This is a genomic window from Leclercia sp. 29361 (assembly GCF_011290365.1).
Taxonomy (GTDB): Bacteria; Pseudomonadota; Gammaproteobacteria; order Enterobacterales; family Enterobacteriaceae; genus Enterobacter; species Enterobacter tamurae.
In genome coordinates, this window is the sequence record NZ_CP049786.1 from 1,706,414 (window position 1) to 1,724,674 (window position 18,261).

An 18,261-nucleotide genomic window follows, 5' to 3' on the forward strand; every position below is an offset into this window, starting at 1 on the left:
TATCAGGCAATTATTCACGTCGTGGATCGGGCTGGACATGGAACTGAAAGCAACTTCGTTAGGCAAACGCCTGGCACAACATCCGTACGACAAAGTCGTTCTGCTTAACGCCGGGGTGAAAGTCTCCGGCGAACGCCACGAGTATCTCATTCCCTTCAACCAACTGCTGGCCATTCACTGTAAGCGCGGCCTGGTCTGGGGCGAGCTGGAGTTTGTCCTGCCCGAAGAGAAAGTGGTGCGCCTGCACGGGACGGAGTGGGCGGAAACCCAGCGTTTTCACCACCATCTGAATACGCTCTGGCAGCAATGGAGTGCTGAAATGAGCGAGGTGGCGGCGCAGGTGCTGCAAAATGCGCTGAATGATATTGCCACCAGCAACGCGCAAAACAGCTGGCTGACCCGGGAGAAAACGCTGGGCCTGCAGCAAAAAATCACCCAGGCGCTAGAGGCGCTCCCGCTGTCGGTCTCGCGGCTGGACGAGTTTGATAACTGTCGGGATGCCTGGCGTCAGTGCCAGGCCTGGCTGGAGGATATTGACCAGAGCCGGCTGGCGCATAACCAGGCCTGGACCACGGCCATGCTCAGCCAGTACGCCGACTTTTTTGCCGGTATTGAGTCATCTCCCCTGAACCCGGCCCAGGCCCGGGCAGTGGTAAACGGCGAGCAGTCGCTGCTGGTGCTGGCAGGGGCCGGTAGCGGCAAAACCTCAGTCCTGGTGGCGCGGGCAGGTTGGCTTCTCACCCGCAATGAAGCCGCTCCCGAGCAAATTTTGCTCCTGGCGTTTGGTCGCAAGGCAGCCCAGGAGATGGATGAGCGAATCGAGGTCCGGCTGCACACCCGCGACATTACCGCCAGAACCTTCCACTCCCTGGCCCTGCACATCATTCAGCAGGGGAGCAAAAAGGTGCCGGTCGTCAGCCAACTGGAGAATGACACCGTGGCGCGGCAGCAGATTTTTATCGAGGCCTGGCAACAGCAGTGCAGCGAGAAAAAAGCGCATGCCAAAGGCTGGCGTCAGTGGCTGGAAGAGGAGCTGGACTGGAGCGTGCCGGAAGGCAGTTTCTGGCAAAACGAAAAGCTGGCCCGCCGACTGGCTCCGCGGCTCGATCGCTGGGTGAGCCTGATGCGGATGCACGGAGGCGCGCAGGCTGAGATGATTGCCGGGGCGCCCGAAGAGGTCCGGGCCCTGTTTTCTAAGCGGGTAAAGCTGATGGCCCCGCTGTTAAAAGCGTGGAAAACCGCCCTCAAGGACGAAAATGCCGTCGACTTTTCCGGGTTGATCCATCAGGCGATCGTTATTCTCGAGAAAGGCCGCTTTATCAGCCCGTGGAAGCACATTCTGGTGGATGAGTTTCAGGATATCTCTCCTCAGCGCGCGGCCCTGCTGGCGGCGCTGCGGGCGCAGAATAAACATACTACTCTCTTTGCGGTGGGGGATGACTGGCAGGCGATCTACCGCTTTAGCGGTGCCCAGCTGTCACTGACGACCGCGTTCCACCACTATTTTGGCGAAGGCGATCGCTGCGACCTCGACACCACCTACCGCTTCAATAACCGGATCGGTGAGATCGCCAACCAGTTTATTCAGCAGAACCCGCATCAGCTGGCAAAACCGTTGAACAGCCTGTCGGCCGGTGACAAAAAAGCGGTCACGCTGCTGGCAGAGGATCAGCTTGATGCTCTGCTGGATAAACTGAGCGGTTATGCCAGACCGGAGGAGCGCATTCTGGTGCTGGCGCGCTATCACCATCTTAAGCCCGCCAGCCTGGAGAAAGCCGCCACCCGCTGGCCGAAACTGCAGCTGGATTTTATGACCATTCATGCCAGCAAGGGGCAGCAGGCGGATTATGTGATCGTGGTGGGGTTGCAGGAAGGAAGCGATGGTTTCCCGGCCCCTGCGCGCGAATCGGTGATGGAACAGGCGTTGCTGCCTGCGGTGGAAGATTTTCCCGATGCCGAGGAGCGCCGTTTGCTGTATGTGGCGATAACCCGCGCCCGTCACCGCGTCTGGCTGCTGTTTAATAAAGAGCAGCCTTCGCGCTTTGTGGACATTTTGAAAAACATCGATGTGCCGGTAGCGCGGAAACCGTAGGCCGGGTAAGGCGAAGCCGCCACCCGGCAGGAAACACTTACTTAAGACGCTCAGCCAGATAGCGTGGATAATCCGGGATCAGGATCTCCACCTGGTCGTTGAACTGCGGCGAGGCAATTATAAAGTCCGCCGTAGACAGGTTGGTGGCGACCGGGATATTCCATACCGTCGCCAGGCGCAGCAGTGCTTTGACGTCCGGGTCGTGCGGGACCGCATTCAGGGGATCCCAGAAGAAGATCAGCACATCAATCTTCCCTTCCGAAATCTGGGCGCCCACCTGCTGATCGCCGCCCAGTGGGCCGCTCAGCATGGCATTGACCTCAAGCCCGGTTTCGCGCTGGATCAGGTTACCGGTGGTTCCGGTGGCGGACAGTTGGTGTTTTTCCAGCAGGGATTTGTGACGCTGAACCCAGTTGAGCAGCATCTGTTTACAGTGATCGTGCGCCACCAGCGCGATATGTTTGCGGTCCGGCAGGGTGCGAGTTGTGAGTTCCATAATCTCTATCCGTTAGTTAACTGGTTACAGATTACTTGAAGCACCTGACGCTGCAAGAGAAAGGGCTAAAAAATGCGGCTCAGGACGAGGGTTGTTGCTTCGCCCACTGCAGAAAACGGTTACGGGTTTCGGGATCGGCCTGGGCAAACCAGTACTTGAGCCGCTGCTCGGTCAGATTCTGCGACTGCGGTGGCGGCATATCCAGTTCGGACACGCCGGATAACAGCGTGCTGTCATCGGCCATGGTGGTGGAAAATTGCGGTATCGAGGCGCTCTGGCCGGCTTTGTTATAACGCTCGGTATCGTATTCATAGTTGACGCCCGACGGGGTATCGGTGATCGCCAGAATATCCAGCTTCACCGGAATCGGCGTCGCATCGCCATCCAGCAGTTCAATATGCGGTGAATGATCAAAAAGTTGCGACTCTTTTTCTGTTTCCAGCCGGGGAAGGCTAAAATTAACCTGACTGATACGTTGGGTGTTAAAGCTGGCGACCAGCGGAGGGGAGATATAGACCCGTTCTTCATGATTGCCGATGCGAATGGTCTTCTCGACCCGAAATACAATCTGATGGGGGCCGTTGTCGAGCTCTATACTGTCCGCACCGCGCAGCAGTGAACTTGAGACTTTTTTTCCGTCCAGCACCAGCAGGTCGATGTCCGTAGAGAGCCGCAGCGTAGTGGCAAAAACGCAAACCGGCATGAGCAGCGCAAACAGACTCCAGGCAATGCCGGTTTTCATAAAAAGCCCTCTTAAAAGACACACGCCACGAAGAATGTATCAAAATTTTTCTTTAATCATATTTACTAACATATAGACATCATTGGGCAATTTGCCCTCATGCAGACGTATGGGATGCCAAATTGCGCTCACTGTATTGGTATTGATGTTGAACACGCCAGGAGGAAATTCATGAAACAGAATGATATTGCTGAGATCCTTTCCACCACCCGAACCATTGCGCTGGTGGGGGCGAGCGACAAGCCCGATCGTCCGAGCTATCGGGTCATGAAATATCTGCTCGATCAGGGTTATCACGTGATCCCGGTCTCGCCAAAAGTGGCAGGCAAAACCTTGTTAGGTCAGCAGGGGTACGGCACCCTGGCGGAGGTACCGGAAAAAATCGATATGGTGGATGTGTTCCGTAATTCGGAAGCCGCCTGGGGTGTCGCGCAGGAAGCCATTGCGGTTGGGGCGAAAACCCTGTGGTTACAGCTTGGGGTGATTAATGAACAGGCGGCGGTGCTGGCGCGTGACGCCGGGATGAATGTGGTGATGGATCGCTGTCCGGCGATTGAGATCCCACGCCTGGGAATGGCGAAGTAATAAAAAACCCGGTCAGCCATCGGCTACCGGGTTCTTGTTAGTTACGCAGGCGCGGGGCCTGTAACTGTCTGCGGATCGTTTGCGCCAGTTCATCCATGGAAGGCTGTTCAGGGTGTTCATCCTGCTGCTCGCCACTTAGCTGGGCTTCGGCAAGATAGGTGTGCACGGCCTGGCCTTCGTCGTCTTCCATCACCACGTGGTACCAGGGGGCGGCGCGGAGTTCTGCGTTGACCGCCAGTTCATCCACTGACGGTTCATCGAGAGAATATTCCGGGTCGATATCCACGACCACGCCCAGGTATCCTAACAGGGAGTGGCGGACCTGCTGGCCGATACCGAATTTGCTGGCAATCATAGTCACCTCCCGGGAAACGTTACTTACACTATAGGTGTGGGCAACATTCCACTTTTCAAGTTACATGATGCGACAGGCAAATCCTTTCAGATACAGCCCTTCCGGATAGGTAGCGATCACCGGATGATCGGCCGCCTGACGGAACTGCTCTATAAATTGTACATCACGCCCGGCATCTACAGCGGCATCTGCGACAATTTTCTGGAACAATTCGGTAGTCATCAGGCCGGAACAGGAGAAGGTCAGCAGCACGCCGCCGGGGTTAAGCAGCTGGATCGCCAGCATATTGATGTCTTTATACCCACGACAGGCGCCCATCAGCTGGCTTTTGTTTTCGACGAACTTCGGCGGGTCCATCACGATCACATCAAACTTCTCGCCCTGATCGCGGTATTTGCGCAGCAGCTTGAAGACATCGTCGCGAACAAATTCGGCTTTGCTCAGATCGAGCTTGTTCAGCTCAACGTTCTGCCTGGCCACATCCAACGCTTCCTGAGAGGTATCGACGCTCACTACCTGGCTGCAACCGCCCATCAGGGCCGAGACCGCAAAGCCGCCGGTGTAGGAGAAGCAGTTCAGCACGCGTTTATCGGCAACGTACTGGCGGGTCGCCAGACGGCTGTCGCGCTGATCGAGGTAGTAACCGGTTTTATGGCCACCCTGAATATCCACCAGCAATTTCATGCCGTGCTCTTCAATCGGCAGCAGGGCAGGTGGCAGTTCGCCCGTCACTGTACCCTGGGTCAGTTCCATGCCCTCTTTTTTACGCACCGCAACGTCGCTGCGATCGTAAATGGCGCACTCTGGATACAGGGTCTGCAGGGCGCTGATTAACGCCGCACGCTGATACTCTGCACCTGCGCTTAACAGCTGCAGCACCAGGAAGTTGCCGAAACGGTCGATGGTCACGCCTGGCAGACCGTCGGATTCACCGGCGATCAGACGATAGCTGTCCAGCCCGTCGCGTTTTGCCAGCCAGTCGCGCCACTGCTGCGCCTGCTGCAGACGACGAACGAAGAAATCGATGTCGATGATTTCATCTTTATCGAAGGTCCAGACGCGCGCGCGGATCTGGGACGCCGGCGAGTATGCGCCGCGCGCTAACCATTTACCCTGATGGTCAACGATATCGATAGTTTCACCGAGGTTGGCTTTGCCTTCCATACGCGCAACCGCGCCGGAGAAGACCCAGGGATGGCGGCGCAACAAAGATTTCTCGCGCCCTTTGGTTAACACTAAACGTACACTCATAATTTACTTTTCTGTCGATTCCAGGGAAATGGCGCGTAGAGTAGCACAGATGGTCGGGGGCAATCATCTGCGGACACTGTTGAGCGTTTCGGCACAAATTAAAATCGCTCAGGCACATTACGCATTCGCCGCGGGTTTTACATTGGTGTTTCCAGTCCAGCAAAGGGAAACTCTAATGAAAAAGCACATGGCAATCGCAGCCGCCACTCTGGCGGGGATAAGTTTTACGGTCTCAGCGGCATTACCTTTCAGTATCAGCAGCCAGGATATCTCTGGCGAAAAACAATTAACGCAGAATCAGGTCTTCGACGGGTTTGGCTGTCATGGCGGCAACGAATCGCCGCAGCTGACATGGAAAAATCAGCCACAGGGCACCAAAAGTTTTGCCGTCACGGTGTATGACCCCGCGGCGCCTACCGGCAGCGGCTGGTGGCACTGGACGGTGGTAAACATTCCATCACAAACGCGGGAACTCCCTGCCGGTGCCGGAGACCAGAATAACCAGAAATTACCTGCGGGGGCGGTGCAGGGACGTAATGATTTCGGTTACTCTGGCTTTGGCGGTGCGTGTCCACCGCAAGGGGACAAGCCTCACCCGTACCAGATTACCGTCTGGGCGCTGGATGTGGATACGCTGCCCATCGATAAGAGCGCCAGCGGCGCACTGGTCGGCTTCATGCTCAACAGCCACGCGCTGGCGAAAGCGCAATTAATCGCTACATACGCAAGATAGAGGTGGCCCGGTGCAGGATTTTCATTTGCAACATAAACATCTGACTGCGGCTGAAGTCAGTGCCAGCAAAATGCATCGCCTGCATCAGGTTAAGCTTTTTTATCCTGCCATCTGTCATATTACGCACGGCAGCAAGGTGATTATTCATGAGGATAGCCGTCTGGTGGCCACGCCCGATGCGTTAATCATCATCCCGGCGAATACGCCGATGGAGATCATTAATCAGCCTGCGCAGGGCATTTTTCATTCGGATTTGCTGCTGTTGTCACCGGAGATTATTGCGGAGTTTAAAACCCGCTATCTGCAGACCTGGCCGCGGAGCAAAACAGACTCGCTCTGTGCGCCGCTCAGCGAAGGGCTGGCCTTTATGTGGGGCAATCTGTTGCATGCGGTGCGGCATAATTTTTCCGATGAACTGCAAAAGCATCAGGCCTTTGGGTTGCTGCTGGCGTTACTGCATGACGGGGTGGCAGGGCCGCTACTTATTGAGCGCAACGTCAATCTTACGGAGCAGGTGCGGCAGTTTATCATGATGTCCCCCGCCCGGGCATGGACCGCGCAGGACGTTGCCAGTCGCCTGGCGGTCAGCGTGCCGACCCTGCGCCGACGACTGCGCGAAGAGTCCCACAGCTTTCGCCAGATTGTGGAGGAGGTGCGCATGGCAGTTGCGCTGTCTCAGTTACAGTCAACCCGCCTGCCTGTCGGGGAGATTGCCTTGCAGTGCGGGTACCTTTCCAGTTCGCGCTTTACCGCCCGTTTCCGCCAGCATTACGGCTGCTTACCCAAAACCTTACGCTAATTGCCCGGCCATAATTTGCTATTCTTTTGTTCAGGGTCAGGCACGAATAAGGGGAAGAAAAATGGCAAAAGTCTGCACGATCGCGTGGGTTCACGGCACGGTTCAGGGAGTTGGCTTTCGTTACAGCACGCAGCGTGAAGCTACCGATCTGGGGTTGACCGGGTACGCGCGCAATATGGATGACGGAAGCGTCGAGGTAGTGGCCTGCGGTGAGGCGGAACAGGTCGAAAAACTGCTCGCCTGGCTTAAGGCGGGCGGGCCGCGCATCGCCCGGGTTGAAAAGGTTCTGTCAGAGCCGCATCAACCCGACCGGGACTACGTTAATTTCGGTATTCGCTATTAAATACATTTCACTGGTTTAGGCAGGCCGGCGATCTTGGTCGCCTGTTTTGCCGGGCCTTTCGGGAACAGACGGTACAGGTAGCGACTGTTGCCTTTCTCCTCGCCGTACTTATTGGCCATCGCTTTTACCAGCATGCGGATGGCGGGGGAGGTATTAAATTCCAGATAGAAATCGCGCACAAACCGCACCACTTCCCAGTGCTCCGGCGTCAGGGCAATCGACTCTTTTTCGGCAATAATAGCCGCCAGGCCTTCGCTCCACTGGCTGGTCTCTTTCAGATAGCCTTCGCTATCGGTCTCAATCTCTTTACCGTCAAAGTTCAGCATAATCATCACAGGTTTATCGAAAACCGCGGCAGTTTACCAAAAAAGAAAGCCCCGCATAAGCGGGGCTTTTTATACAGCACTGGCGGTTAATCGCGGCTGGCGAAGCCCAGGATGCTCAACAGGCTGACGAAGATGTTATACAGCGACACATACAGGCTCACGGTAGCGCGGATGTAGTTGGTCTCACCGCCGTGGATGATGTTGCTGGTTTCCATCAGGATCGCTCCGGAGGAGATCAGGATGAACACTGCGCTGATGGCCAGGTGCAGGGCCGGCAGCTGCAGGAAGATGTTCGCCACCATACCGACCAGTACCACCACGATGCCCGCCATCAGCATACCGCCGAGGAAAGACATATCTTTGCGCGTAGTGAGCACGTAGGCAGAACAGCAGAAGAACACCAGCGCCGTGCCGCCCAGCGCCAGAGCGATCAGATCGCCCATCCCGGCAGACAGGTAAGTGTTAAGCATTGGCCCCAGGATGTAGCCCAGGAAGCCGGTGAAGGCGAACGCGGACAAAATACCCACCGGCTTGTCAGCAGTTTTGTAGGTCAGGAACATCAGACCGTACATACCGACCAGCGTCAGGATCAGCCCCGGAGACGGCAGCATCAACACGGTGCTGGCGGTTGCCGTCAGCGCGGAGAAGGCCAGCGTCAGGCTGAGCATAAAGTAAGTATTGCGCAGCACCTTGTGGGTGCTGAGTAGCGATGTGCGGTCGCGTGAAGAACTAATAATACGATCCATGAGTCACTCTCTTATGACAGATGTAATTAACGGCAAGAATAGGAAACGACGCGCCGGTTACAAAGTGGTTTTACCCATCTTTACTCAGCGTCTTAGGGTCAGAGCCAGCATGAAATGTTCCACAACGTCCACTATGCAGAACGAACCGCGGTTTGTCGGGATTAATCAGATCAAGCTCTTATAGGTCACTGAAATATATTGCCTTATTCCTGTCGCAACGCTAAGAGTTATTTTGCATCGTCACAACTACACTATAAGGCGAAGGACATGAAATCATCATCACGCGCTACATTTACCCTCTCTGTGCTGACGGCAGGCATCCTTTGCGCAAGCGCAACGGCCTTTGCCGCCAGCGTACCGGCAGGCACTGAGCTGGCAGAGAAGCAGGAACTGGTCAGGAATAATGGCAATGAACCGGCGTCACTCGATCCGCATAAAGTCGAAAGCGATGTCGAATTCAATATTATCAGCGATTTATTCGACGGGCTGGTCAGCGTCTCCCCGAATGGCGAGATCCAGCCGCGACTGGCGGAAAAATGGGACAACAAAGACAACACCGTCTGGACGTTCCATCTCCGCCCGGGCATTACCTGGAGCGACGGGACCGCCATCACCGCTCAGGATGTCGTCTGGAGCTGGCAGCGGCTGGTGGATACAAAAACCGCCTCGCCGTACGCCAGCTACCTCGGCAGCATGCTTCTGGTGAACGCCACCGATATCGCTGAGGGCAAAAAAAAACCCGACACTCTGGGGGTTAAAGCCCTGAACGATACCACCCTGGAAGTGACGCTGACCCAGCCTAACGCGGCCTTCCTTGCCATGCTGGCGCACCCGTCGCTGGTGCCGGTCGATAAGGTGCTGATTGGCCGCTATGGCGATAAGTGGACCAAGCCGGAACACTTTGTCAGCAGCGGGGCCTATACCCTCAGCCAGTGGGTGGTCAACGAGCGGATCGTTGCCGAGCGTAACCCGCGCTACTGGGATAACGCCCATACGGTGATCAACAAGGTGACGTACCTGCCGATCACCTCCGAAGCCGCCGACGTGAACCGCTACAAGGCGGACGAAATTGATATTGTCTACACCGTGCCGATCAACCAGTTTGCCCAGCTGCAAAAAACGATGGGTAGCGAGCTGGATGTCTCTCCGCAACTGGCAACCTACTACTACGAATTCAACACCACCCGTCCGCCGTTTAACGACCCGCGCGTGCGTCAGGCGCTGAATCTGGCGCTGGATAAAGACATTATCGCCGGGAAAGTGTTAGGACAGGGGCAACGTCCTGCGTGGGTCATCAGCCAGCCCGATATCGGCGGTGTTAAACTACACAACCCGGACTACGCCAGCTGGCCGCTGGAGAAACGCATTGCCGAAGCGAAGAAGCTGCTGAACGAGGCGGGCTATAACGACAGCCATCCGCTGAGCTTTAAGCTGCTGTATAACACCTCGGAATCGCACCAGCGGATTGCCATCGCCGCCAGCTCGATGTGGAAGAAAAACCTCGGCGTGGAGGCGAAGCTGCAAAACCAGGAGTGGAAAACGATGCTGGACACCATGCATACCCACAACTTTGACGCGGTGCGCTATGCCTGGATCGCCGACTACGACGATGCGGCCACCTTCCTGAATAACTTCCGTACCGGCGACAGTCAGAACACCAGCCAGTACAGCAACCCCGCCTATGACGAGGCGCTGGTCAATGCGGCAAAAGCGAAGACTACCGCCGAGCGCGGCACCTTCTACCAGCAGGCTGAAGATCTGCTCGCCCGGGACGTACCGGCGATCCCGGTTTATCACTACGTTCGTACCCACCTGGTGAAGCCGTGGGTAGGGGGCTTTACGCCGGATAAGCTGGGGTACTACTACACCAAAGAGATGTACATCAAAAAGCACTAAGGGTCGGCGGTAAGATTTGGTGCTGATAAAATGGCCAGAGTGTTGTCTATTCAACCGATTAAACGCATTTTGGCTATTTTTCAGGCGAACGATTGGGCTCATACTTTACAGCGTACACGGAGGTGTTTATAGTTCGCCTCACTTAGGAAGCGTGGCCGAGCGGTTGAAGGCACCGGTCTTGAAAACCGGCGACCCGAAAGGGTTCTAGAGTTCGAATCTCTACGCTTCCGCCAAATTTGAAAGCCCTGCGATAGCAATATCGCAGGGCTTTTTCTTTTATTTAATCAAAGCGCGATTCGCTCGCTTCCCAGCTCCAGGCATCATCCGCCGTCAACCTGTCGCCCAGCTCCTGATAGACGAAGTTATAAAAATCTGCGCTGGCATCGTAACCCGAGTAATCGACCACCGCGAGGCCAACGAAGGCCCCGGTAAAGAACCCACCATAGCTTTGCAGGACATAGTCATCTGAGAGAACCGCGGCATCCAGTTTGACAGGGATCTCAGTGAAAGTTACGCCATCAAAGCTGTATTCATAGGTATAACTCTCCTTCCGAACTTTGGTGCGGAACCAGACGTATTCTGTCCCTGCGGGGATCTTAATCGCGTTATCTTTCAAATAAGAGGTGTATTTACCACGGTTATTCTCACCTATTTCGATCACAGAACCATTGATTTCATTCCAGGTGATGAATACGAAACTCCAGTGGCGGTCATTATAATAATTCGTCAAACCTGCCATCTGTTGATAATTAAACGGGTTAAATTTGACTTTAACCTGCGCGTCAAAATAAAAGGCCTGCCAGCGTCGGGCAATCAACGAAAGGTCATGGGTATTGGCCAAAGAACCTTGTCCATTTAACGTCAGCTTTCCATCGCCTGTGGTCCCCATTTTTTCGGTGAACGGGACACGAAGCGTATTCCAGTTAATATCCAGTGTCGCAGTGTTGAAATCGTCGTGCTGGCTATGATCTTTTGCGCTTTCGGTAAAAATGGCATCAGATGGCCCTTCGACAAAGGTTTTACCGCCATGACCTCCTTCAATACGTGGCCAGCCATCGTTATCCCAGTAGACTTTCTGAATAGACGTTTCCCGGCCAAGTGTTGACCAGCCCCGCGGATCATAAACTGATTCACCTGGGCGATTCCACGGACGTGCGCAAAGCGAGGCGTAATACCATTCCCCGCTCGGAGTCGAAACTAAAGCGCCATGTCCCTGCTTCTGAATATAGCTATCTGGCGTATCGACATTGGTTAAGAATACGTCGCCTGGCTCGGTTTTGAAGCTGTTGGCCTCTAAGGTTTTTGAACGTGCCACCACTTCCTGGTGGGTAAAGACAGTCCCGCCCTGGGCGGCGAAAAGATAGTAATAGCCGTTCAGTTTATAGAGATGCGGCCCCTCAACAAGGGCAACGGCAGTGCCGCGATAAATAGTCCGCGCGGTCTCCGGTTTTAATTTTAACGTGCGGGTATCCAGCTCCGTTAAGGTGATGCCATTAAAGGGATGATGGTATTCGCGATGATCCCAGGTTTGTTGAACTAAATACTTACGCCCATCGTCGTCATGGAAGAGCGACGCATCAAATCCGACGCCGTTAAGTTTAATGGGATCTGACCAGGGGCCACGAATATCGGTGGCGGTGGTCAGGTAATTCTTCATGTCCTTAAAAGCACCTTCTGTGATTTTCACATCGGTGTAAACCAACCAGAATTTACCGTCGGCATAAGAGAGTGCCGGTGCCCAAATCCCCCCGGACGAAGGATTGCCACGCATATCTAAAAGCGCTGTTGTAGACAATGGGCTGGGCAGCAGATTCCAGTTTTGCAGGTCTTTTGATTCATGTAAACGAACGCCAGGAAACCACTCAAATGTTGAGTTTGCGATATAGTAAGTGTCTTCAACACGGATAATGCTTGGGTCCGGGTTAAAACCAGGGAGTACAGGGTTCTGAATAAGAGACATAGCATTCTACCTTTTAAATTTTACTGACTTATCGTGTTCTGAGGCTTTTCAATGAAAATATAATCAGACGCGGATCTCATCAAGCTGACGATTAATATCTGTGACATGTTTATCTGAGATTGGATAAAGATGGATAACGATCATCGAGATAAAGGCTAAAACGATAGGGATCCAGACCGCGGTGATAATTATACCGTCGATAGCAGTCGCACTTTGCTGCGCACCTGTTTCGTTAAAGCCATAAACAGCCAGTAACCACAGTGGAATCGCGCCGCCGATAGTAAAACCAATTTTGAAAAAAAGACCCATAATGGCATTGATGATGGCAGCATTGCGCTTGCCTGATTTCAGTTCACCATAAGCAATGACTTCAGGGACCAGTGCCCACATAAATCCGGTCGCCGAGGTTAAGCCCCACTGTTTAATAAACGTAGCGATATAAGCCAGCCAGAGTGCATCATGCATACCCTCGCGTGACCAAACGTAAGTCAACAATTCCCCCACAATAAACATGCCCAGGAAAATGTGGAAGAACCCTTTTTTGCCAAAAATTTTCTTAAGCTTTGGCCAGAAAATGGGGAACAGAATGCCCGGAATTGAAGCAACAAGGCCAACGGCACCCATCCATTCAGAATGACCGACAACATATTGATTGAAAAAGCCATTTACCGTGTTCATAAAGAACATGAATGTAAAGGCCAGCATGAAAAAGAGTCCGAGAATAACCAGGGGACGATTATTTTTGAGTTCGAGGAATAAATCTGTCGTTTTAACGTTCGCCGTTTGCTCAGCAGAGGCAACAACGCGTTCTTTGGTAAATTTGTAGCAAATGAAAAGTGCAGCCGCTCCGATTATCATATAAATCGAGTAAACACCAAACCAGGCGTAATTCGCTGAGGGATCGGTGTAATTCCCCATATTGAGTTCAAGCCCAAAAAACCCTGTATCTTTGAGGCTACGATCTTTTGGCGAGGCCATCTGGACAAACATCGGAAAGAGGGTATAGACCAGAAGATTGGCACTGTTTGCCAGCATCATGCGCGTACTGGTCAGTTTATCAATAGATTCAGGATCTCTCGTTAAGGAGGCATTCAGTGAACCATAAGGAATATTCACAACGGAATAAACGAGATCCAGGGCCAGATAAACGATAAATGCAAAGGGAACGGAACCTTTGACGCCAGGAATAGGCGCGAAAAGTAAAGCGGAAAGAATAACCAGCGGCACGCCCGCCCTTAAAATCCAGGGACGATACTTTCCGGCCTTTGAACTTCTTTTGTCAACATAGGTTCCTACCATCGGATCCCAAAACACATTGATGATGCGGACAAAAAGAAATATGAATCCCGCCGTGGCTGTCCCGATAGTATTTACCGTCAGCATGTGAAGCGCCAGAAAACCCCCGATCGTGCCAAACACCAGGTTTTGCGCAAAGTCTCCCATCCCGTAACCAATGCGCTCCCCGCGAGATAATTTATGATATTCATCATGCCGGCTTTGCATTATCGTTTTACTCATTCTAATCCGATCTCCGATTTGTTTTATGAATGTTAGGCTCTTTCTGACACAGGTGGCACGGGAGAATCCATTACGTTTTTAAATTAAGTAATTATGTTTTTTTATTTCTGTGATCGTCGAGGCATAAGGGTATTTTTGCGACGAGGTTCACGTTTGAGCATTATCTTACTCTGATAGTGAAATAACGTAATTGAGCAAGCGGCCTGGAAAATGGAGGGTATGTCCCAGTCGATTATTTGCCGCATTCCGCGTTTGGTACAAGCGCGCTTTGAATAATAAATTTAAGAGAAGGAGAAAGCCTTACGATAATAGTGTGAATCCTCTGGCCCCTAAAAAATAAAAATCAACTTGTTCTGATGCCAGCGACATATTCTGTCAGTCCGGAACGGGGTGGTTATTGTCTGAATAAAATTTAAATATATTGAGATAACCATGAATATGATTAAAAAACTTCCATTAACAATGGCGGTTCTCGCCGCGCTTTGCCCAATTTCTGTCCTCGCGCAGGAATTTACGCAGGAGCAAATCGACGCCATTGTGGCCAAAGCGGTGGATAAAGCCCTGGCGGATCGCCAGGCAAAAATGGATGCCGCGGTGGCGAAAAAAGCCGACGTCATTAACGAGCCCCAGAGCGCCGCCCAGTCCCCGGATATGGCGATCCCGTTCGGGATTAAATTTACCGGCTATGCCCGCTACGGCGCGCACTTCCAGGCCGCCGATCAGAAATACGTCGCCGTGGACGGCTCCTACAACGGCGCCTCGGCGATTGGCCGTCTGGGTAACGAAAGCAACGGCGGCGAATTCCAGCTCTCCAAAGCCTTCAGGGGCGAAAACGGGGCCATCTGGGACGTCAACGTGATGATCGACCACTGGGGCGACGAGGTTAACCTGAAAAAAGCCTACGCCGGGGTGACCAACATTCTGGAATCCAATCCGAACGCCTATCTCTGGGCGGGTCGTGACTTCCACCAGCGTCCGCAGCAGGGCATCAACGACTACTTCTGGATGAACCACGACGGTCAGGGTGCCGGGGTGAAGAACTTCGACATCGGCGGCGTGCAGTTTGACGTGGCGACTGTCGCAGCGGTGGAATCCTGTAGCCCGGAAGTGATGGATGACGAAGCTAACCCGTCGCGCATCACCTGTACCGGCGGCTCCGGCACCGGCGACAAAGGCAACTACGCCGCCACCTCCAAAATTCACGGCATGAAGCTCGGCCCGATCGACCTGGAGCTGTACGCCAACTACGGCTTTGACTCGAAAGCCATCGACACCGACGAGCGGATGAACGCCTGGCAGGGCGGCGTGGTGCTGAGCCACACCAACGACAGCGGCGTCAACAAGGTGATCGCCCGCTACTCCGATAACTCGGACAACAGCGTGTTCAACAAAACCGAGGATCTGACCACGGTGTACGCCAGCTTCGAAGGGCTGCACAAGTTCACCCAGGCGACCCAGGTGGAGTACATTCTGGCCTTCCACGACTACGACAACAGCCGGGACAGCACCGACAACCGCAAAAACTACAACGCCATCGTGCGTCCGATGCACTGGTGGAACGACGTGCACTCCACCTGGCTGGAAGCGGGCTGGCAGCATGTGGATTACGACAACGGCGGGGATAACAAGGGCTGGAAGCTGACCCTGTCGCAGAACATCTCTATCGCCATGGGACCGGAATTCCGTCCGATGCTGCGCTTCTACGCCACCGGCGGCAAGGTGGATAACGAGCGCACCGCCCGCGTGAACAATACCAAGGATGAAACGCTCGACGACTTCAACGTCGGCGCGATGTGGGAGGCGTGGTTCTAGGTAAAAGCAAAACGGCAACGCAACGTTGCCGTTTTTAGTGTGTGCGCCCTCTCCCACGGGGAGAGGGTCGGGGTGAGGGCATCAGACCGCACCGCATCTTGCTGCGCCGGGTGGCGCTGCGCTGACCCGGCCTACTAATTTTGTAGGCCCGCGCAAGCGCAGCGCCGCCGGGCAGGACCCGTAGTCCTCCGTTCCACCAGACGCGCCGTAAACACCCGGCTGGCGGGTTGTTCGGCATCCGCGGCGAGCAGCATCTCACAGGCCGCCTCCGCCATCTCTGCCAGCGGCTGGGCGAAAGTCGTCAGCTGATACCCCAGCCAGTTGGCCTGTTCGATGTCATCAAAACCAATAACACTGATCTCCTCTGGAATGCGCAGGCCAAACTCGTGGCGTGCGGCATCGATAAATCCGCAGGCGATTAAGTCAGTGACGCAGAAGACACCGTCCGGCGGTGAGGCCTGGCTGAGCAACGCCCGGGCGGCGAGAACGCCGGTCTGATAGCTGGCGCTGCCGGGGCGGATTAGCGTGACCTCGGTGCCCGTTTCGGCAGCGGCCTCCAGAAAGCGCGTTTCGCGGGTAATCATGCTCGGGGAGCGGGTGGAGGAGGAGACAACCGCCAGACGGCGGCAATGTGCGGCTATCAGGTGGTCACAGGCCTCCTGCATCGTCGAGCTATAGTCGATATCAATATTGTCCGCGCTGGGGAACTGCCCCATGCGGTTAATCGCGATCACCTGCTGTCCGCTCTGCAGGCACAGCTCTATCAGGGACGCGGGCGGTTTGCCCGACAGCACGATGGTGGCGGTTGAACGATAGTTCAGGGTTTGCTGCAGTGCCTCTCTGGCGCTCGCTTCGTCGTCGTCGGTGTTGATCACCATTACCGCGCGTCCGGCCTGGTGCAGGCGGCGGGTCAGGTGGTCAAGCAGGCTCGACTGCCAGGGGTACGACAGATTGCCGCCAAGAATACAGACCGGGCGGCTCTCCTCCCGGGAGAGCCCCCGCGCCAGATGATTGACGTGATAATTCAGCGCCTCAGCGGCGGCCAGCACCTTCCGCCGGGTATCCTCAGACACGCTGCGGCCCGGCGTAAAGGTTCGCGATACCGCAGAACGGGAAACCCCCGCCAGGCGCGCCACCTCGGTGGCGCTGGCGAAGCCGGGATTTTTCCTCAGGCTGTTATTGCTCATGACGCTGTTCCACTCCGGCGAAGGCCCGTTCGCGGATAATGGCATGTTCGGCCAGGCGGATCAGCGACGGCTTCGGCGTTTCATACCACTCGTCCGGGTGGAGCTGGCGTCGGTCGCGGATAAGATCGATGGCCGCATCGAGCGTCGGGAAGCGTTCCGGGCACTCCAGATGCATAAACAGCGCCACCAGGGCGACAGAGCGACTGCGTCCGCCGCGACAGTTGACGAGGATATTGCCGCGTTTACGGTTTCGGTAAGAGGCTTTATCCGGGATCTGCTGGAGCAGGGCCGAACGCATCAGCTGATACCCGGCGTGCAGCATCTCGGGAGCATTGCCTTCGCCGTCCACCAGCCCCAGCTTGTAGTAGCGGACCGGGCCTGCACCATGAGCAAGCAGCCGCACAGGCGCGCTGGCTTCCGGATGCGTCACCCAGTCGATATCGAGGTTTACCGCGCAGTTAATCACGATCCCGATATCGTGTTCAGCCAGCAGGGCCGCATCGCTTACCCCGCTGGATCCACCGATATAAATATCCACGTCCCAGCCGGGAAAATCCTCGACGATCAGGCTGATGGGCGGGCGAGGGTAGTGGCCTGCCTCGGGCTTCGCCTCTGTTTCGATGGTCAGGGGAATACCCGCCGCAGCCGCAAGGTCAGCAGCAATGCCTGGCGCGGCGGCCAGCACCGGCAGGCCGTTGAAAATACCCTCGGCACTGTCAGGCACCACCCCCGTCAGGCCGCCCGCTTCACGCACCAGCAGCAGCCCCGCCAGGCAATCCCAGGCGTTCATATGGATTTCGAGATACCCGTCGGTACGACCCTCCGCCACCCAGGCCAGCGCCAGCGCCCCGGAGCCGCCCCGGCGCACGCTGGTGCCCAGACTGAGCAACGAGCCCAGCACCTTCAGATAGTGATTCTGGCCGTGACGGGCAGACCAGCCCAGCTCAACGGCGGCCCGCTGCGGGTCGATAATGGCGGTGCAGCGCAGCGGCTGATCGTTTTTCAGGGCGTAATGGCCGCGACGGGCCAGATAGAGCTCCTGGCTGACCGGGTTGTAAACCGCCCCCAACTCGGTCACGCCCTGGTGAACCCACGCCATACAGACGCAAAAGTGGGGGATACCCCGGGCGAAGTTGGCGGTGCCGTCGATGGGATCTACTACCCACAGGCTCTCCGCGCTGGCAGGCTGGCTGGCGGACTCTTCGCCAAGGATCAGATCGCCCGGGAACGCCCCGGCAAGGGCTTCCAGAATCTGCTTTTCAACGAAAGTATCGGCCTCGGTCAGGATATCCTGATGGCCCTTCAGCGCATACTCGCCCGCTTTCCGTGACTGGAAGAAGCGCAGGGCGGTATCCCCGGCATCAACAATAATGCGCTTCAGGGCGGCTTCCCGCTGTTCAATATCATGAGTAGTCAAAGT

17 protein-coding genes and 1 tRNA gene are annotated in these 18,261 nt (G+C 55.2%); 8 read left to right on the plus strand and 10 right to left on the minus strand.

The annotated features are described in order from the left end of the window. Positions 1-37 precede the first annotated feature (37 nt). A complete protein-coding gene (gene helD, locus G7090_RS07980; protein ID WP_166182052.1) occupies positions 38-2,092 on the plus strand; it encodes a DNA helicase IV in 2,055 nt (684 codons plus the stop codon). A 37-nt stretch (positions 2,093-2,129) separates the two neighbouring features. Here the strand turns inward: helD and mgsA are convergent, their stop codons facing one another. Beyond that, positions 2,130-2,588, minus strand: coding sequence for a methylglyoxal synthase (mgsA, locus tag G7090_RS07985; protein ID WP_166182053.1), 459 nt, complete (start codon positions 2,586-2,588; stop codon positions 2,130-2,132). A gap of 79 nt (positions 2,589-2,667) precedes the next feature. Continuing rightward, complete coding sequence (locus tag G7090_RS07990; protein ID WP_106992628.1) at positions 2,668-3,330, minus strand: DUF2057 family protein; 663 nt, start codon at positions 3,328-3,330, stop codon at positions 2,668-2,670. 171 nt (positions 3,331-3,501) lie between these two features. Here G7090_RS07990 and G7090_RS07995 point away from each other — a divergent pair, with 171 nt between their 5' ends. Continuing rightward, positions 3,502-3,915, plus strand: coding sequence for a CoA-binding protein (locus G7090_RS07995; RefSeq protein WP_106992629.1), 414 nt, complete (start codon positions 3,502-3,504; stop codon positions 3,913-3,915). 37 nt (positions 3,916-3,952) lie between these two features. Here the strand turns inward: G7090_RS07995 and hspQ are convergent, their stop codons facing one another. Together hspQ and rlmI are read right to left on the minus strand one after the other, a co-directional pair. Continuing rightward, on the minus strand, positions 3,953-4,270 hold the full coding sequence (gene hspQ / locus G7090_RS08000; RefSeq protein WP_106992630.1) for a heat shock protein HspQ: 318 nt from the start codon (positions 4,268-4,270) through the stop codon (positions 3,953-3,955). Between the two features lie 60 nt (positions 4,271-4,330). Then, positions 4,331-5,521 carry a 23S rRNA (cytosine(1962)-C(5))-methyltransferase RlmI gene (gene rlmI, locus G7090_RS08005; RefSeq protein WP_166182054.1) on the minus strand — a complete coding sequence of 397 codons (1,191 nt, stop codon included), beginning with the start codon at positions 5,519-5,521 and terminating at the stop codon, positions 4,331-4,333. A gap of 175 nt (positions 5,522-5,696) precedes the next feature. On the opposite strand from rlmI, the gene G7090_RS08010 reads away from it, so the two are divergent. The 3 genes from G7090_RS08010 (at position 5,697) to yccX (ending at position 7,396) form a co-directional block, all read left to right on the plus strand. Further along, positions 5,697-6,254: a kinase inhibitor gene (locus G7090_RS08010; RefSeq protein ID WP_166182055.1), complete on the plus strand. Its 558-nt coding sequence runs from the start codon at positions 5,697-5,699 to the stop codon at positions 6,252-6,254. A 70-nt stretch (positions 6,255-6,324) separates the two neighbouring features. After that, positions 6,325-7,053: an AraC family transcriptional regulator gene (locus G7090_RS08015; protein WP_269469101.1), complete on the plus strand. Its 729-nt coding sequence runs from the start codon at positions 6,325-6,327 to the stop codon at positions 7,051-7,053. 61 nt (positions 7,054-7,114) lie between these two features. Further along, positions 7,115-7,396, plus strand: coding sequence for an acylphosphatase (gene yccX, locus G7090_RS08020; protein ID WP_106992634.1), 282 nt, complete (start codon positions 7,115-7,117; stop codon positions 7,394-7,396). Here the strand turns inward: yccX and tusE are convergent. After that, positions 7,393-7,722: a sulfurtransferase TusE gene (tusE, locus tag G7090_RS08025; protein WP_106992820.1), complete on the minus strand. Its 330-nt coding sequence runs from the start codon at positions 7,720-7,722 to the stop codon at positions 7,393-7,395. The genes yccX and tusE overlap by 4 nt on opposite strands. Positions 7,723-7,808: 86 nt before the next feature. Beyond that, positions 7,809-8,468 carry an FtsH protease modulator YccA gene (gene yccA, locus G7090_RS08030; protein ID WP_166182057.1) on the minus strand — a complete coding sequence of 220 codons (660 nt, stop codon included), beginning with the start codon at positions 8,466-8,468 and terminating at the stop codon, positions 7,809-7,811. A gap of 267 nt (positions 8,469-8,735) precedes the next feature. On the opposite strand from yccA, the gene G7090_RS08035 reads away from it, so the two are divergent. Further along, positions 8,736-10,364 (plus strand): ABC transporter substrate-binding protein, encoded by a 1,629-nt coding sequence (locus G7090_RS08035; protein ID WP_166182058.1) that lies wholly within the window; start codon positions 8,736-8,738, stop codon positions 10,362-10,364. 145 nt (positions 10,365-10,509) lie between these two features. Continuing rightward, positions 10,510-10,597 (plus strand) — tRNA-Ser (locus G7090_RS08040). A gap of 47 nt (positions 10,598-10,644) precedes the next feature. On the opposite strand, the gene G7090_RS08045 is transcribed toward G7090_RS08040, so the two are convergent. Both G7090_RS08045 and G7090_RS08050 read right to left on the minus strand, forming a co-directional pair. Continuing rightward, the gene (locus G7090_RS08045) at positions 10,645-12,324 is read right to left on the minus strand and encodes a glycoside hydrolase family 43 protein (protein ID WP_166182059.1); all 1,680 of its coding nucleotides are present in this window, start codon (positions 12,322-12,324) and stop codon (positions 10,645-10,647) included. A gap of 63 nt (positions 12,325-12,387) precedes the next feature. Next, positions 12,388-13,827 (minus strand): MFS transporter, encoded by a 1,440-nt coding sequence (locus G7090_RS08050; RefSeq protein ID WP_166185153.1) that lies wholly within the window; start codon positions 13,825-13,827, stop codon positions 12,388-12,390. Between the two features lie 447 nt (positions 13,828-14,274). On the opposite strand from G7090_RS08050, the gene G7090_RS08055 reads away from it, so the two are divergent. Continuing rightward, complete coding sequence (locus tag G7090_RS08055) at positions 14,275-15,654, plus strand: carbohydrate porin (RefSeq protein ID WP_166182060.1); 1,380 nt, start codon at positions 14,275-14,277, stop codon at positions 15,652-15,654. A gap of 134 nt (positions 15,655-15,788) precedes the next feature. Here G7090_RS08055 and G7090_RS08060 read toward each other — a convergent pair whose 3' ends face one another. Both G7090_RS08060 and G7090_RS08065 read right to left on the minus strand, forming a co-directional pair. Continuing rightward, positions 15,789-16,841: a LacI family DNA-binding transcriptional regulator gene (locus tag G7090_RS08060; protein WP_166182061.1), complete on the minus strand. Its 1,053-nt coding sequence runs from the start codon at positions 16,839-16,841 to the stop codon at positions 15,789-15,791. Next, positions 16,831-18,258: an inositol monophosphatase family protein gene (locus tag G7090_RS08065; RefSeq protein WP_166182062.1), complete on the minus strand. Its 1,428-nt coding sequence runs from the start codon at positions 18,256-18,258 to the stop codon at positions 16,831-16,833. Before G7090_RS08065 ends, G7090_RS08060 begins: the two co-directional genes overlap by 11 nt. Positions 18,259-18,261 lie beyond the last annotated feature (3 nt).

Coding starts and splice junctions, on each gene's coding strand:
- helD (WP_166182052.1), top strand. CDS start 38: ATGGAACTGAAAGCAACTTCGTTAGGCAAACGCCTGGCACAACATCCG.
- mgsA (WP_166182053.1), bottom strand. CDS start 2,588: ATGGAACTCACAACTCGCACCCTGCCGGACCGCAAACATATCGCGCTG.
- G7090_RS07990 (WP_106992628.1), bottom strand. CDS start 3,330: ATGAAAACCGGCATTGCCTGGAGTCTGTTTGCGCTGCTCATGCCGGTT.
- G7090_RS07995 (WP_106992629.1), top strand. CDS start 3,502: ATGAAACAGAATGATATTGCTGAGATCCTTTCCACCACCCGAACCATT.
- hspQ (WP_106992630.1), bottom strand. CDS start 4,270: ATGATTGCCAGCAAATTCGGTATCGGCCAGCAGGTCCGCCACTCCCTG.
- rlmI (WP_166182054.1), bottom strand. CDS start 5,521: ATGAGTGTACGTTTAGTGTTAACCAAAGGGCGCGAGAAATCTTTGTTG.
- G7090_RS08010 (WP_166182055.1), top strand. CDS start 5,697: ATGAAAAAGCACATGGCAATCGCAGCCGCCACTCTGGCGGGGATAAGT.
- G7090_RS08015 (WP_269469101.1), top strand. CDS start 6,325: ATGCATCGCCTGCATCAGGTTAAGCTTTTTTATCCTGCCATCTGTCAT.
- yccX (WP_106992634.1), top strand. CDS start 7,115: ATGGCAAAAGTCTGCACGATCGCGTGGGTTCACGGCACGGTTCAGGGA.
- tusE (WP_106992820.1), bottom strand. CDS start 7,722: ATGCTGAACTTTGACGGTAAAGAGATTGAGACCGATAGCGAAGGCTAT.
- yccA (WP_166182057.1), bottom strand. CDS start 8,468: ATGGATCGTATTATTAGTTCTTCACGCGACCGCACATCGCTACTCAGC.
- G7090_RS08035 (WP_166182058.1), top strand. CDS start 8,736: ATGAAATCATCATCACGCGCTACATTTACCCTCTCTGTGCTGACGGCA.
- G7090_RS08045 (WP_166182059.1), bottom strand. CDS start 12,324: ATGTCTCTTATTCAGAACCCTGTACTCCCTGGTTTTAACCCGGACCCA.
- G7090_RS08050 (WP_166185153.1), bottom strand. CDS start 13,827: ATGCAAAGCCGGCATGATGAATATCATAAATTATCTCGCGGGGAGCGC.
- G7090_RS08055 (WP_166182060.1), top strand. CDS start 14,275: ATGAATATGATTAAAAAACTTCCATTAACAATGGCGGTTCTCGCCGCG.
- G7090_RS08060 (WP_166182061.1), bottom strand. CDS start 16,841: ATGAGCAATAACAGCCTGAGGAAAAATCCCGGCTTCGCCAGCGCCACC.